General features: G+C 66.0%; 11 protein-coding genes. 4 read left to right on the forward strand and 7 right to left on the reverse strand.

Annotated elements, in window-relative coordinates:
- Positions 1-96: 96 nt before the first annotated feature.
- Positions 97-870, forward strand: a complete 774-nt coding sequence (locus tag GH266_RS22940) for a 2OG-Fe(II) oxygenase (protein ID WP_158195920.1) — start codon at positions 97-99, stop codon at positions 868-870.
- Positions 871-1,040: 170 nt separating this feature from the next.
- Here GH266_RS22940 and GH266_RS22945 read toward each other — a convergent pair whose 3' ends face one another.
- From GH266_RS22945 to GH266_RS22975, 7 genes are all read right to left on the reverse strand, one after another.
- A complete protein-coding gene (locus tag GH266_RS22945) occupies positions 1,041-2,615 on the reverse strand; it encodes an MFS transporter (RefSeq protein WP_158195921.1) in 1,575 nt (524 codons plus the stop codon).
- 235 nt (positions 2,616-2,850) lie between these two features.
- Complete coding sequence (locus GH266_RS22950; protein ID WP_280524814.1) at positions 2,851-3,930, reverse strand: enoyl-CoA hydratase/isomerase family protein; 1,080 nt, start codon at positions 3,928-3,930, stop codon at positions 2,851-2,853.
- Positions 3,927-4,937, reverse strand: a complete 1,011-nt coding sequence (locus GH266_RS22955; protein WP_158195923.1) for a 3-oxoacyl-[acyl-carrier-protein] synthase III C-terminal domain-containing protein — start codon at positions 4,935-4,937, stop codon at positions 3,927-3,929. The genes GH266_RS22950 and GH266_RS22955 overlap by 4 nt, the downstream gene beginning before the upstream one ends.
- Positions 4,938-4,951: 14 nt before the next feature.
- The gene (locus GH266_RS22960; protein WP_158195924.1) at positions 4,952-5,956 is read right to left on the reverse strand and encodes a 3-oxoacyl-ACP synthase III family protein; all 1,005 of its coding nucleotides are present in this window, start codon (positions 5,954-5,956) and stop codon (positions 4,952-4,954) included.
- 151 nt (positions 5,957-6,107) lie between these two features.
- Positions 6,108-7,829, reverse strand: coding sequence for a B12-binding domain-containing radical SAM protein (locus GH266_RS22965; RefSeq protein ID WP_158195925.1), 1,722 nt, complete (start codon positions 7,827-7,829; stop codon positions 6,108-6,110).
- A gap of 47 nt (positions 7,830-7,876) precedes the next feature.
- Positions 7,877-8,149: an acyl carrier protein gene (locus GH266_RS22970; RefSeq protein WP_158195926.1), complete on the reverse strand. Its 273-nt coding sequence runs from the start codon at positions 8,147-8,149 to the stop codon at positions 7,877-7,879.
- 320 nt (positions 8,150-8,469) lie between these two features.
- Positions 8,470-9,618 (reverse strand): acyl-CoA dehydrogenase family protein, encoded by a 1,149-nt coding sequence (locus GH266_RS22975; protein WP_158195927.1) that lies wholly within the window; start codon positions 9,616-9,618, stop codon positions 8,470-8,472.
- A 539-nt stretch (positions 9,619-10,157) separates the two neighbouring features.
- Between GH266_RS22975 and GH266_RS22980 the strand changes: the two genes are divergently transcribed.
- The 3 genes from GH266_RS22980 to dctP all read left to right on the forward strand — a co-directional run bounded on the left by GH266_RS22980 (position 10,158) and on the right by dctP (position 14,878).
- On the forward strand, positions 10,158-11,204 hold the full coding sequence (locus GH266_RS22980) for a LysR family transcriptional regulator (protein ID WP_158195928.1): 1,047 nt from the start codon (positions 10,158-10,160) through the stop codon (positions 11,202-11,204).
- A 379-nt stretch (positions 11,205-11,583) separates the two neighbouring features.
- Positions 11,584-13,257, forward strand: coding sequence for a dihydroxy-acid dehydratase (ilvD, locus tag GH266_RS22985; RefSeq protein ID WP_158195929.1), 1,674 nt, complete (start codon positions 11,584-11,586; stop codon positions 13,255-13,257).
- A gap of 580 nt (positions 13,258-13,837) precedes the next feature.
- Positions 13,838-14,878, forward strand: a complete 1,041-nt coding sequence (gene dctP / locus GH266_RS22990) for a TRAP transporter substrate-binding protein DctP (RefSeq protein ID WP_158195930.1) — start codon at positions 13,838-13,840, stop codon at positions 14,876-14,878.
- Positions 14,879-14,937: the final 59 nt, after the last annotated feature.

Consider the following 14,937-nt stretch of genomic DNA (forward strand, 5'->3'; position numbering starts at 1 on the left):
AGAAACCCTCTCTGGAATACTGGAGGCGCGCCGTCTTTCGATGGTTTTCGAAAGCAAACGGCTCGTCATTTTTGCCTATCCGGGAAGGGAAATACGATGTTGAAGGCCATCGAGATTTCGAAGGAGCTTAACGCGGACAGCCTCCGCAAGCTCATTGCGAAGAACATCGACGCGATCCATGTGCCGGGTTTCTACCCGAAGGACCTGTCGGCCACCTTCGCCGACTGCATCGCCGGGCATTCGGAGCTGGAAGCCTACAAGGTGCAGAACGCGCTGAAGCGGCTCGGCATGGGCTATGTCGATGTCGGCAAGGACGCGGACAACGCCGAGCGCTACCACAGCGAGGCGATGCGCTCGATCTGGGGCATCCGCGACATGATCTATCCCAGGCTTACGCCGCTCGACCATTTCCGCCTGCTGCTGGAGGAGGTCTGGCCGGCGGGCGCGACCATCCAGACCATCGACGGGCGCAAGAGCTTCGTCGGCACCTGCCGGGTGATCGATCCGGGCGCCAAGATGCTGCCGCATAACGACCGGCTGGCGCGGATGCTGTCGAACGGCGCGTCGGACCTGACCGGCCAGCTGGCGGTCAACGTCTATCTCGACATGCCGCCGGAAGGGGGCGAGCTGGAGCTGTGGCTGAGCGAGCCGACGCCGGAGCAGGACAAGGAGCAGGAGACCCGCGACGGGCTCGACCGCGAGGTGCTGGGCGAACCGCGGCTGCTGATCCGGCCGGAGAACGGCGACCTGGTGCTGTTCAACTCGCAGCTGATCCACGGGGTGACGCCGGGCGTCGGCGGGCGCCGGGTGACGATGTCCTGCTTCGTCGGCCATCGCGGCGACGACCAGCCGCTGACCTACTGGAGCTGACGCTCCCGCCGCATCGCCTTGCCGGAACGAAAAGGGGCCGGAACGAAAAGGGGCGCGCCTTCGGGATGAGGGCGCGCCCTAGTTTTTTAGGGAGGAACCTTCCGCCGCCAACCCGGCCCGCCTCCTGGAAAGCGGGCCGGATTCCGCTGATGCGGCGGCCGGTCTTCCGGTTACTCGCCCGCCGCCGCGGCTGCCTGGGCCTCCGGGCCCGAGAGCAGGTCGCGCCGCCGGATCATCAGACCAGAGATGACGATGGCAAGAACCGAAAGCAGGGCGACGATCCACATCAGCACCGAGAAGGCGGAGGCGAAGCTCGCCCGGCCGAATTCGGTGACTGCCGGCTGGACCTCGATCGGCGCGCTGGCAACGGCGCCGGCGAAGTCGCCGCGGGCGATGAAGTTCGCCGTATTGGTGAGGCCTTCGCCGAGCGCGGTCGCCAGATCGCCCGAGCCGCCGAGCTGCAGCGTGATGCTGGACAGCAGGATGGCGCCGAACACCGAGATCGACAGGGTGAAGGAGCCGTGGCGGAAGGTGATGTTGACGCCCGAGGCGACGCCGGCCTTCTCCGGCGGGACGACGGCGGTGGCAACGTTGGAGAGCTCGCCGTTGATCAGGCCCGTGCCGAGACCCAGCAGCAGGAAGGCGACCACCCACACGACCACCTCGGCCGGGGGAGCGATGGCGAGCCACAGGAAGCCGACGGCGACCAGCGCGCAGCCGAAGGCGATGAGACCGCGCACGCCGAGACGCTCGGGCGAGGCGAGCCGCGCGCCGAGCGGGGCGACGAGCAGCAAGGGGATCGTCATCGGCAGCAGCATCAGGCCGGCCGAGGACGCGGACATCTCGTGCACCACCTGGAAGTAGATCGGCAGGTAGACCAGCATGACCCAGAAGGTGATGCTGTTGAGCACGCAGACCAGCTGCACCCCGGTGAAGGTGGGGATACGGAACAGGCGCAGGTCGAAGGCCGGCTTCTTGACGCTGGTTTCGATCCACACGAACAGCAGGAACAGCACCACGGCCCCGGCAATGGCCGCCAGGATGGTGTCGCTGCCCCAGCCGCGCTCACCGCCCTCGATCACCGCATAGGACAGACACCCCAGCGCGCCGGTGAAGGTGAGGATGCCCGGCCAGTCGAGGCCGCCGGCATTGTCGTCGGAGGATTCCTCCACGCGCCAGTAGCACAGCGCGATCAGCACCGCGACGATCGGCACGTTGAGCAGGAAGATCCAGCGCCAGCTGAGCAAGTCGACGAGAATGCCGCCGACGATGGGCCCGAAGGCCGCGCCGCAGCCGATCGACACGCCCCACAGCGCGAAGGCCTGGGCCCGGTCGGAGCCCTGGAAGGCGTTGGAGATCAGCGCGACGCCGAGGATCAGCATGGCGGAGGCCGACAGGCCCTGGGCGACGCGCGCCCAGATCAGCGCCGTCGGCGTGTCGGCAAGGCCGACGATCAGCGAGGTGACGCCGAACAGGGCAAGGCCGATGACCATCACCCGCCTGCGGCCGAACCAGTCGGCAAGGGCGCCGACGGCGATCAGCACCGAGGTATAGGCGATGTTGTAGGCGTTGATGATCCACTGGAGCTCGGCGAAGCTCGCCTTCAACTCCCGCTCGATGGACGGCAGCGCGATGGCCACCACCGTCACGTCGAGAATGACGAGGAATGAGCCGAGCGCGGCGACCGCCAGCGTCGGCCAGTTGCCCATCAGCGAAGAGCGTGGTGTCGATTGGACTGAGGTCATTGTCTGTTTCCCGAATGCGTTTGCGGAAACGGTCGCCGGGTGGCGAAGCCTCCGACGGCGATCTGCCGTGAAACGACTGCAAGGCGGGAAAGGGGCGGTTCTCCTCCCGCAAGCGCTGCGCGCGAACGATGGCGATCCGGGTGCAACCCCGCATCGTTGTTGATCTTTTCTGCGCCTTGCACGGGAAAATCTAAAGGCGCCCCGGAAGCGGGGGAAATATATAATTCCGCGGGGTTCAGGTGCCTTTGCGACTGACGTTTCGCGGTCCGGCAAGGGCCGGAAGCAGCGTGCCGGGCGCAGGCAGGAACGGCGCGAGATCGGCCGGCGTGAAGCGGTGCGTGTGGGCTAGCGTCCAGGCCGGGCGGCGGTCGCGGTCGATCATCGCGGCGCGGATGCCCTCAGTGAAATCCGGGTGGATCAGGAGCTGCGAGACCACGGCATATTCGAACCCGAGCGCGGCCTCCAGGCTGCCCTGCCGGCGGGCATGGGCGAGCGCCCCCAAGGTCAGGGCGAGCGCCAGCGGCGAGGCCTTGAGGAGGGAGCGGGCCGCACGCGCGCAAGCCTCGCCGCCGCTATCCAACCGGGCGAGGATCTCCGGCACGTCGGGGGCGGCGAAGGCGTGTTCCAGCTCCGGCGCGAAACCGGGCAGGGCGGGGGCAGCAGTGCTTTCCGGCAGGGAGGCGGGCAGGGCGGCGATGCCTTGCGCGCACAGCGCCTCCGTCAGCTCCGGCAGGTCGGCCGAGGCGATGCGCCGCCGCAGGAGCCCCAGCGAGACGGCGGCCTCCGCGCCGAGTTTTTCGCCGGTGAGCGCGATGAAGGCGGCGAGCGGAGCGGGAAGGTCGGAGAGAAGATGCGAGGCGCCCGAATCCGGGATCCAGCCGATGCCGCATTCCGGCATGGCGAAGCTCGCCCGCTCGCTGGCGACCGGGTGGCTGGCGTGGAGCGCCAGACCCAGCCCGCCGCCCATGGCGACGCCGTCGATCAGCGCGACGACGGGTTTCGGGTAGCGCGCCAGGGCAAGGTCGAGACGGTATTCGGCAAGGCAGTGGCCGCGCGCGCCGTCGATATCGCCCTGAACCATTCGGCCATGCACGGCGGCAATGTCGCCGCCGGCGCAAAAGGCCCGCCCGCCGACCGCATCCATGACGACGAGCTCAATGGCCGGATCGGCGCGCCAGTCGTGAAGGGCCGAGGCGATGCCGGAGAGCATCGCCTCGCTCAGCATGTTGAGGGCGCGGGGACGGTTCAGCGTGATCCGCCCGGCGCGGCCTTGTCGCCGCACGAGGAATTCGCCGTCCGGCGACGCGGCGCTCAATGGTGGATGAGGGCCGCCGACCAGGCGAAGCCCGCGCCATTGGAGACGACCATCACCTTGTCGCCGGTGCGGATCAGGTTCTGCTCCACCGCTTCCGCATAGTTGATGACCATGTCGCTTTCCTGCACATGGCCGCGATGCTTCAGCGCGCTGGTGTAGACCTTCTCCGGGGAGAGGCCGAACTTCTTCATGAAATAGGCCTGATCCCAGGTCGAGAAGGTCGGATAGACGTAATAGTCGACGTCGTCGAAGCTGAGGTTCAGCTTGTCGAGCAGCTGGGTCATCACCTTGCCGAACATGCGGAAATTGATCGGGATGACGCCCTCGTTGAACTTGTCCATCTTGGCGTACATGTGCAGCAGCCGCTCGGTGACTTCCTCGTTCGGCTGGCGGTTCTGCAGGCCCGGCACGTACCACACGTCGTGCAGCCGGCCGATGGAGATGGTCTCCACGCCGAGGATGCGGGCGCGGGCCGCGTTCTTGCGCAGCACCAGGGCGCTGCCGCCGTCGCTCGCCACCGTGATCGGGTAGTAGGTCTTGTTGAGATCCGGCGTGCGGTCGCCGGCGAAGAGCAGCGCCGTCGTGACGTCGTCGTCGGCCAGCATCAAGGAGACGACGGTCTTCAGCGCCAGGTGGTAGCTGGCGCAGCCGCCGGTGTTGACGGCGGTGGCGAAGGCATTTTCCAACCCCAGCTCCTGCTGCACCAGGCCGGCGGCCGACCAGGTCGGCCCGACATAATCCTCCGGGATCGAGGTGAAGTCGACGACGAGGTCGACCTCGCCGGGTGCGACGCCGGCCTGGTCGAGGGCGCGGCGCGCGGCCGCGATGGCCAGCACTGAAGGCAGCTCGTCGGTGACATGGATGTCGTGAATGCCGATGTCGCGCTGGAAGTCGATGTTCTTCGACAAGGTGCCGAAGGGCACGTCCTCGTCGCGGAACACGTCCGCCACCAGCTTCTTGCCGGGCGGAAGGTAGAAGGCTTCGGAAAGGATGCCGACGTGGTCCATCTGGATCTCCCCTGTCAGTATTGCAGCAAGGTGGCGCCGTAGAGGAAGCCGTGGCCATGGGTGGCCAGCAGCACATGGGTGCCGGCGGGCGGTGCCTCTTCCTCCAGCTCCAGCATGTTGAGGACGAGGTCCGAGGCATGCAGGTGCCCGCGCGCGGCAAAGCCCGCCGGCACCAGCCGCTCGCCGGCGCCAAGGCTGTCGCCGACCGCCTGCGCGTCCGAGGCGGAGATGTTGGCGGTGATGGTGCGGGAAATGTCGCCGGCCGAGAGCCCGTGCCGGGCGAGCAGCTTGTCGACCAGTCCCTTGAGCTCACTGGTGCGGTCGGCGCGCGCGTGCTTGGCCGCATCCAGCGTCAGCCGGTAGAGGTCGAGCCGGGTCGGGTGCTTCATGCCGCCGCCGGGAATGTTGAGGACGTCGTGCAGCGCGCCGTTGGAGCGCATGGCGGTGCCGAGGATCCGGGCGCGGCCCGCGCCGCGCGCGACGATGACGGCGCTGGCGCCGTCGCCCAGCACGGTGAGCGGGGCGTCCTTGCCGGCGATCACCCGGTTGCCGGAAATCGCCTGGTCGGAGGCCACCAGCAGCACCCGGTGCACGTCGTCATTGGCGAGGATCAGCGCGCGGGCGAACTTGATCGCCGCATGCAGGTTCGACGAATGGCCGCCGCTATAGCCGAGGGTGAAGGCGCGCTTGGCGCCGAGTTCGGCCTGCAGCTCGTTGCTCATCGACCAGGCCGGCTCGACATAGCGCTGCGGCATCATCGAGAAGTCGATGATGGCATCGAGGTCGAGCGGGGTGAGGCCCGCCGTCTCCAGCACCTTGCGCGACACGGCAACGGCCATGTCCGTCGGGCTCTCGCCTTCGAAGACATGGACGCTGTCGATGCCGAGCCGCCCGGCGGCGGTGACGTCGACGGGTCCCGTCTCGCGGGCGATGATCTCGTCGAGCGGGCTGGTGCGCTCGGGCAGGTAATGGGCGGCCGCAAGCAGACCGACGGGTTCCGTAACGCTTTCGCGGGTCATGGGATCCGGCTCCTGGCTGGGAGAGAAGGGCGCGCCGCCCGGTCTCCCGCTTGCCCGCCGGCCGTGAGGGCCAAGCGGGCAAGGTCGGGCAGGGCGGCGCGGCCGATAGGGGGTGCCGAGCCGCTCAGGCGGCCCTTCGGAAGTGCACCGCTCAGGCGGCGCGTGCCGCCCCGGTGCAGGCCTCGATGATCTCCGCCGGCACCGTGTGGTCGTCGTACCAGCGGCCCGACAGCGGCTTCTTCACCAGCGCGACATCGGCCGCGTAGGAGAGGATCTCGTCGTTGTGCCGGCCGATCTCCTGGCGCAGCGAGGCGGACAGGCCGCCGTCGAGCTCGTAGGCCCGGTCGACGGAGCCCGTGAGGTAGCGCAGGTGGTCGATGCGGTCGTTGACGATTCCGATCGAGCGCTTGGTCATGCGGCCGAACTCCGCCTTGTCGTTGGCCATGACCTGCATCGCCTCGTACATGCTGGGCAGGAACTCGTCGCGCTTCATCCACTTGGTCTCGTAGTTCATCGCATCGCGCCAGCGCGGCTGGGTGAGCGACTTGCGATGGGACTCAAGATCGCGGTGGAACACCGTGTAGCCGTGCTCCTCCGGCTGCTCGAACCACTGGCAGCCCGGGTCGAGGAACGGCACCATGCCGAAGATCGTCGGGATCACCTTGTCGTTGGGGAAGCGCTGCATCAGCCGGCGCGAATAGGCGACGGTCTCCATCACCGAGGCATGGGTCTGCTTCGGCATGCCGATCGTGTACCAGAGGTAGAAGCCCTTGATGCCGACATCGAGCGCGGCGGCGATCCAGTCCTCCATCTCCTCGTTGGTATAGGTGCCGCGCCCGGTCAGCCGGCTGATCTCCACGTCGTGCGACTGCGGCGACAGGTTGATGTAGATGTCGAGATCGGGTGCGACCTCGGCCATCTGCTTGAGCACGGAGGGCTTGGTCAGGCGGAACTGCTCGAAGGAGACCGAGCTGACGACGCCGCTGTCGTTGACCGCCTCCAGGTAGGAGAGCAGGCGCGGGGCGGATTCCGAATAGGCCTGCAGCGTGTAGACGCTGAGCGGGGACTCGGTCTTGGGGAAGGTGGTGATCTCCCGCGCCAGCTGCTCCGAGCGGCGGTGGAAGACGGTCTTCTTCTCCACGTTCATCATCCGCTGATAGGCCCAGCGCGAGCCCGAGCACCAGCCGCAGCTCTGCTGGCAGCCGGTGTTCGGCAGCACCATCAGGTTGGGCATGTTCAGCAGGTTGTCGGTCTTGGGGAACATCTTCGACCAGTCGATCGCCACGTCGTTGAGCACGTCGGGCGTGTAGGAATGGCCGTTGTCGACGACCTCCCCCTTGTCCTTGTAGACCATGTTCTCGACGTCGAGGCGCCCGCGCACGCCGCGCTTCAGCTGGCCGACGAGGTCCGCCAGCGGCTCCAGCGTGTCGTAGCCGCGGATGACGCCGTCGATCTGCGGGTACTGCATCATCTCGCGGGCATAATAGGTGGAGACGATGCCGCCGAAGACGACGAAGCTCTCCGGGTGCACCTTCTTCAGCACCCCGGCTACCTCGATGGAGCCCTGGCAGTGGGGCAGCCAGTGCAGGTCGATGCCGAAGGCCGGCGCGTCGAGATACTGGAACAGCTTCTCCACGTCGAGCGTGGGGTGCTTCAGCATCAGCGATGCCAGGTTGACGATCTTCACGTCCAGCCCGCGCTCGGCAAGAAAGCTCTTGATCGACAGGAAGCCGAGCGGGTGCATCTCGAAGATCGGGGTGACGTTGCTGCTCTCCTGGCTGGAATACCAGCCGAGCACGAAGTCGTCCCGGTTGCGGAAGTCGAAGATCGCCGGTGCATGGACCAGGATCAGGTCGGCCTTGATGCGTGTCATGGTATCGCCATCCCTCGGGTATCTGGACGGACGAAGGGCCGGGGCCCTTACGCCGCCGCCGACGTGATCTTGCTGTGACAGAAACCGGAGAGCGCGTTCAGCGTCTTGTAGTTCTGCGAGGTGATCTCGTCCTCGTCGATGGCGATGCCGAATTCCTTTTCCATGTATTCGGTGACCTCGGCGATGCCGAGGGAGTCGAGAATGCCGCTGTCCAGCAGGTTCTCTTCCGGGTCGATGCCGCCCGAGACGTTCACGCCGGAGTTTTCGATCAGGTAGGCGAGCAGGTTCTTCTGTACGCTCATCAGGTCGGGTGCACTCACGGGCCTTCTCCTCCATCAGGCTGTCGCGGTCCTGTCTGCGCAGGGCCGGACGGTTGCAGTCCGTTCGGGCGAAGGGTTCTGCCCTCTCGCTCCCTGTCATTCGCACAGTGAATGAGTGGATAGTCTTGTTGTTTTTAGAAAATATCCAATGTAAACAACTTATTGCGCAATTGTTTCAAGTCAATATCGTCGGTCTGACTGAATTTCTATCGATTGATATGTATTTCATTTCTGAAGTATACGTAGAAATGCCAGAGTTATTGCTGGGGGAGGGCGTCCGGCGGCGGCCGCCGGACGCAAGCGTTGCCGGAGGGGACGGACTACAGGCCGAGGGCGCGCGCGGCGATGGTGCGCTGGATGTCCGACGTGCCGGAATAGAGCAGGCTGCCGACCGCATCGCGGAAGTCACGCTCCACCTCGTAGTCGGCCATGTAGCCGTAGCCGCCATGGATGACGACGGAGTTCTGGCACGAGGCGACCCAGGCCTCGCTGAGATACAGCTTGGCGAGCGCGGCCTCCATCGGGCAGCTGCCCTTGGTCTTCTTCAGCCAGGCGACCTTGTAGAGCAGCAGCCGCGAGGTCTCGTGCCGCAGCTTCATGTCGACGATGCGGTTGGAGACCGACTGGAACTTGCCGATCGGCTTGCGGAACTGGGTACGCTTGTTGGCATGGGCGACGCACTGCTCAACCTGGTGCTCCATGGCGCCGACCAGGTTGGCGAGGATCGAGCTGCGCTCCCACTCCATCGAGTTGTTGAAGATGCGCCCGCCCTGGCCCTCCTTGCCGATGCGCGCGGTGACCGGTACCCGGCAGTCCTCCAGCGTCAGCCAGGCCATCGGCGAGGTGCGCAGGCCCATCTTGCGGCGGTTCGGGCTGATGGTGAGGCCCGGCGTGTCGCGGTCGACGATGAAGCCGGTGAGGCCGAGCGAACCGGCACTCTTGTCCACCGTCGCGAAGATGACGAAGACGTCCGCGACCGGCCCGTTGGTGCAGAACACCTTGGCGCCGTTGAGCACGTAGTGGTCGCCGTCGCGGGTCGCCGTGGTGCCGAGGCTCATCACGTCGGAGCCGGCCTCGGCCTCGGTGATGCCGTGGGCGCCGATCAGCTCGCCGGCAATCAGCCCGCGCAGGTACTTGTCCTTCTGCTCCGGCGTGCCGAACTGGGCGATCGGCATCTGCACGGTCCACATCTGGCCGTTCATGCTGAACAGCAGGCCGTTGTCGCGGCAGCCGTAGCCGAGCGCCTCCATGGCCAGCACCGTGGTGATGATGTCCTGTTCGGCGCCGCCATAGGCCTTCTCGAAGGGAAGGCCGAGGATGCCGAAGCCGGCGATCTTGCGCCACAGGTCGCGGGACAGGATGCACTCGGCATCGCGCTGCTTGAGGTCGCCCTCGTTGAGCTCGTCCTTGGCGAAGCGGACGACCTTCTCCTTGAAGGCCTCCTGCTCGGGAGTGAAGCTGAAGTCCATCTGCGCTCCTCGTGGTCAGGTCATGGGTCTGGCGGCGGCGTCGGTCCGTCGGGCGGACGAAGGCCGCAGGCTCGGATCACCGGCCGGACGAGGCTTGCGGGATTTGCGCGGACGTCCGGCTGGTGGTTGGATGGCGGGGGCAGGTTTCGCCGGGCGGGACGGCGGCATCGGACGGTGGGCGAAGGCATGGCTTCGCCGCTGTCCGGGGCCGGAAACATCCCCTGACGAAAAATTCATTGATAATAGTGACAGTGATCTTGTAGGGAGGTTTATTCTTTGGCGGAGCTCAAATTCGAACTCTTCGCGTCATTGATACGAAATACATATGCCATAAGGTCCTCCCGTTTTCGTGATCTCTGCATTGGAACTCGATTTCGTTTATTGCATGGACTCCTGAAACGAGAAACTAATTTTAATTACAACCACAATACAACTTTCCGTTCGTGTCGAGAAATATATATTTTTGCCATATAAAGGTTTGCGTTCGAATTTTTGGGGACAGCAAAAATCGGCCAATCCTAGGGAGCAGAAGGCAAGCAATGAATCTGAGAAGGCTCAAGTTCTTTGTAACGGTTGCGGAGGAGTTGCATTTCGGCAGGGCCGCGGAGCGGCTCTGTATGACGCAGCCTCCGCTCAGTCAGGCCATTCTGGCGTTGGAGGAGGAACTGTCCGTCACGCTGTTCAAGCGGACGAAGCGGAATGTGGCGCTGACCCCGGTCGGCGAGCACCTTCTGTCCCATGTGAGCAAGCTGCTGCAGGAGGTGGAGGCCCTGCCGGGGCTGGCGCGCCAGCTGGCCCGCGGCGAGATCGGCTCGCTCAAGCTCGGCTTCGTCACGACGGCCGACTACAACCTGCTGCCCGAGCTGATCAGCCATTACGGCGCCACCTTTCCGGAGGTGAAGGTGACGCTGAAGGAGATGACCAGCGACCTGCAGGTCGAGGCATTGATGCAGGGCGACATCAATGCCGGGCTGATCATTCCGCTGCACCAGACCCTGCACACTTCGCTGTCCTACCTGCCGCTGCTGCACGAGCCGCTGGTGGCGGCCGTGCCGGAGGAGTGGGTGCGAGCCGGGCGCGTGGAGATCGTCAACGGCCGGCTGAAGATCCAGGACGTCGCCGAGGAGCCTTTGGTGCTGTTCCCGCGGCGCTCGGCCCCGGCCTTCCACGACATCATCACCACCTATTTCGCCTCCAACGGCATCGAGCCCGTCATCGGCCAGGAAGCGATCCAGATGCAGACCATCATCAGCCTGGTCTCGGCCGGGATGGGCTTTGCGCTGGTGCCCGGCTCGCTGCGCCGGCTGGGGCGCATGGGCGTGCGCTATGTCGGCCTGGAGGGCAAGCCGCCGGTGATCGAGACCGGCCTCGTGTGGCGCAAGGAAGATCCTTCGCCGACGGTGCTGCGCCTGGTGGAGATCGCCCGCGGCCTCGGCGAACAGACCGGCGAAGAGGGCGGCGGCACGGGCGAAGGGCTGGACGGAGGACTGGGCGGAGGGGCGCCCGGCGTCGGTCTGCCCGAGGCGGCGTTGGTGCATGCCCGCCGCGACCTGAACGGCCACGGCCACGCCGGCCGGCTCGACTGACGCGGGGACGTCCCTTTCCGCATCATCGAACGCAAACACGAGGATCGGCGCCGGCTTGGGAGGGCTGGCGCCGCTGCCGTCCCGGCATGTCCGGGACCCCGTCCTGCGGCAGCGATTAAGTCATAAAACGACCTAATACCGCATGACAAATATATTTCTGAAATGAAAGGCGAGGCGATACCGTCGCCGGAAAGCTGACGGGCACACCTTCTGCGGACACGAAACAGCGTGGGATTTTAGGCGGTTGCGCCACTCTCCCGAGGCTGCTCGCGAACGTCCGGAAAGGCCGGCCGTGTCCGTCTGGATCGGGAGGCGGCCTGCGTGACGGGCCGGACAGGCGGCGGACCGGCGCCGCGCGCGTTTCCAGGGAGGACTGCGGGTGCCATACAACGAGCGTTCGAAGACGATTTCGCAAGGGATCGAGCGTTCGCCGAACAGGGCCATGTTCTATGGTCTCGGCTACACCAAGGAAGATTTCGACAACCCGATGATCGGCATTGCCAACGGGCATTCGACGATCACGCCGTGCAATGCCGGCCTGCAGCCGCTCGCCGATGTGGCGGTGAAGGCGATCAAGGAGGCGGGCGCCAATCCGCAGCTCTTCGGCGTGCCCACCATTTCCGACGGCATGTCGATGGGCACGGAAGGCATGAAATACTCGCTGATCTCCCGCGAGGTCATCGCCGACTGCGTCGAGATGACGGTGCAGGGCCAGTGGATGGACGGCGTGCTGGTGCTCGGCGGCTGCGACAAGAACAAGCCCGGCGGCATGATCGGCATTGTCCGCGCCAATGTCCCGGCGATCTATGTCTATGGCGGCACCATCAAGCCGGGCAAGTGGAAGGGCCAGGACCTGTCGGTCATCTCCGCCTTCGAGGCGGTCGGCGCCATCAAGGCCGGCCGGATGAGCGAGGAGGATTTCGAGGGCATCGAGCGCAATGCCTGTCCGACCACCGGCGCGTGCGGCGGCATGTACACCGCCAACACGATGGCCTCGTCCTTCGAGGCGCTCGGCATGGCGCTGCTCTATTCCTCGACCATGGCCAATATCGACCAGGAGAAGTTCGAATCGACCGCCGAGTCCGCCCGCGTCCTCGTCGAGGCGGTGAAGAAGGGGCTGAAGGCGCGCGACATCGTCACCCGCAAGAGCGTCGAGAACGCGATCACCCTGGTGATGGCGACCGGCGGCTCCACCAACGCGGTGCTGCACTACCTCGCCATCTGCCACGCGGCCGAGGTCCAGTGGACGCTGGACGACTTCGAGCGGATCCGCCGCAAGGTCCCGGTGATCTGCGACCTCAAGCCCTCGGGCAAGTACATGGCGGTCGACCTGCACAAGGCCGGCGGCGTGCCGCAGATCCTCAAGATCCTGCTGAATGCCGGCCTGCTGCACGGCGACTGCATCACCATCACCGGCCGGACGCTGGCCGAGGAACTGGCCCATGTGCCGGATGCCCCGGCCGCCGACCAGGACGTGATCCGGCCGATCGAGCAGGCGCTCTATCCGGAAGGCCATCTGGCCATCCTGCGCGGCAACCTGGCCGAGGACGGCGCGGTCGCCAAGATCACCGGCCTCAAGTCGACCTCGATCACCGGCCCGGCACGCGTCTTCGACGACGAGCAGTCGGCGATGGATGCGATCCAGTCCGACCGCATCCGCCCCGGCGACGTCCTGGTGCTGCGCTATCTCGGTCCGCGCGGCGGTCCGGGCATGCCGGAGATGCTGGCGCCGACCTCGGCGATCATCGGCCGGGGCCTCGGCGCCGATGTCGGCCTGATCACCGACGGCCGCTTCTCGGGCGGCTCCTGGGGCATGCTGGTCGGCCACGTCACGCCGGAAGCCTATGAGGGCGGCACCATCGCCCTGGTGGAGGAGGGCGACACGATCACCATCGACGCCTCGCGCCAGCTGCTGCAGCTGGAGGTGGACGACGAGGAACTCGCCCGGCGCCGCGCCAACTGGCGCCAGCCCGAGCCGCGCTATCGCAGCGGCGTGCTCGGCAAGTTCTCCCAGCTCGCCCTGCCGGCCAACAAGGGCGCGGTGACGGGCTGACGGCGCCTCGGTCGCCTCACGGCGGGACGGCGGGCGGGCCTTGCCCGTCCCGCGTGGGGCAAGGCGCAATGAGACGAGATAGGGCGGAACGGCGATCCGGTCGGAACGCAGCCCGCTCTATGCCCGTCCGGCAGCCAGCACCATCCGGTTGATGGGGGGACGGTGCCGGAGGCTGGACGGGCAGGCTTTTCGACCCGCCGGAGCGGGCCGGCGAGACTCGTTCGGGATCAGGATCAGCGAGGTCTGGCCAGGATGCCAGACTGTCAGCCGGGATCGGAAGATCCCGGCCGCTGGCGTTTGTGCGTACCGCTTTCCAACTCCCAAGATCCGCGTCGCAATAGTCACAAGAAATAGAAAAATAGAATTAGACCGGCTCAAGGCCGTTTCCTATCCTCGACTTACAATCGAATAGAATAATATTCGCTTGAGGAGGGGAATTATGTCGGCTGGAGAGTGTTGTTGTTGCTTCCATGGCGTAAGTAACGAAACGGAGGGGCCGGCAGTTTCCCTGCGCGCGAAAAAGAAATCGTCGCACGGCGCCCGGCAGGGGCGTGCGCGGTCGCTGCTGCTGGCCGGTGCCATGGCGCTGGCGCTGGTTCCCGGCCTTGCTGCCCCGGCAGAGGCCGCCAGCTACACCATGACGATCGCGCATCTCTATCCGGACGATCTCACCAACAACGAGACCGCGCCGGCCCTCAAGCATTTCGAACAGCTGGTCGAGAGCGCCACGGGCGGCGACATCGACGTGCAGATCTTCGGCAACGGCGCCCTCGGCGGCGAAGTTGAGGCCGCGCAGCAGACCCGCGCCGGCAAGACCATCCAGTCGGTCATGCTGGGCTCGGGGACGCAGGCCTCCTTCTACCGCAATTACGAGATGATCACCTCGCCGTTCCTGTTCCCCGACTACCGGACGGCCTGGACCTTCTTCGACAGCCCCTGGTTCGCCGAGTTCATGAAGCCGATGGTCCAGGAAAGCGGCTTGCGCTACCTCGGCACGCTGGACGATGGCGGCGGCTTCGTCGCCTTTGCCAACAACAAGCGGCTGATCACCAAGGTCGAGGACCTGAAGGGTCTGCGCATCCGCGTGGAGGAAAACCAGGCGCACATGACGATCATGCGCGCGCTCGGCGCCTCGCCGACGCCGCTGCCCTGGGGCGAGCTGCAGACCGGCCTCGCCACCGGCCTCGTCGACGGCCATTTCCATGCGCCGGGCGTCAACGACATCTTCAAGTTCTACGACGTGACCGATTTCACCACCTGGAGCGGCCACGTCTACAACACCATCACCTGGAGCGTCAGCGAGGCCTGGTTCTCGCAGCTGCCCGACGAGTACAAGAAGATCATCATCACCTCCGCCCGCGAGGCGGTGGCGATGGCGCATGGCATCGCCGCGCAGATCACCGTCATCGGCTGGGTGAACTCCTGCAAGAAGTTCGAGCAGTGCCACATCCTCTCCGACGACCAGAAGCAGCGCATGCGCGACATCTCGCAGCCGATCTATCGCGAATGGCTGGTGGCGGAGTTCGGCGAGAAGGCCGCGCTCTACGACGACCTGCGCGCCGAAGTCTCGCGCATTCATGACGAGCTGAACCGTTCCGCCGTCGAGCTCTATCTCGACTGACGCGGATGGCAGGCGGCGACGGGGCGTGTCCGGCCGCCGCCTGCCTCTCGCGGACGCGC

It is taken from the genome of Stappia indica (assembly GCF_009789575.1).
Classification (GTDB): Bacteria; Pseudomonadota; Alphaproteobacteria; order Rhizobiales; family Stappiaceae; genus Stappia; species Stappia indica_A.

Coding starts and splice junctions, on each gene's coding strand:
- GH266_RS22980 (WP_158195928.1), top strand. CDS start 10,158: ATGAATCTGAGAAGGCTCAAGTTCTTTGTAACGGTTGCGGAGGAGTTG.
- GH266_RS22945 (WP_158195921.1), bottom strand. CDS start 2,615: ATGACCTCAGTCCAATCGACACCACGCTCTTCGCTGATGGGCAACTGG.
- dctP (WP_158195930.1), top strand. CDS start 13,838: ATGGCGCTGGCGCTGGTTCCCGGCCTTGCTGCCCCGGCAGAGGCCGCC.
- GH266_RS22965 (WP_158195925.1), bottom strand. CDS start 7,829: ATGACACGCATCAAGGCCGACCTGATCCTGGTCCATGCACCGGCGATC.
- GH266_RS22975 (WP_158195927.1), bottom strand. CDS start 9,618: ATGGACTTCAGCTTCACTCCCGAGCAGGAGGCCTTCAAGGAGAAGGTC.
- GH266_RS22960 (WP_158195924.1), bottom strand. CDS start 5,956: ATGACCCGCGAAAGCGTTACGGAACCCGTCGGTCTGCTTGCGGCCGCC.
- GH266_RS22955 (WP_158195923.1), bottom strand. CDS start 4,937: ATGGACCACGTCGGCATCCTTTCCGAAGCCTTCTACCTTCCGCCCGGC.
- GH266_RS22940 (WP_158195920.1), top strand. CDS start 97: ATGTTGAAGGCCATCGAGATTTCGAAGGAGCTTAACGCGGACAGCCTC.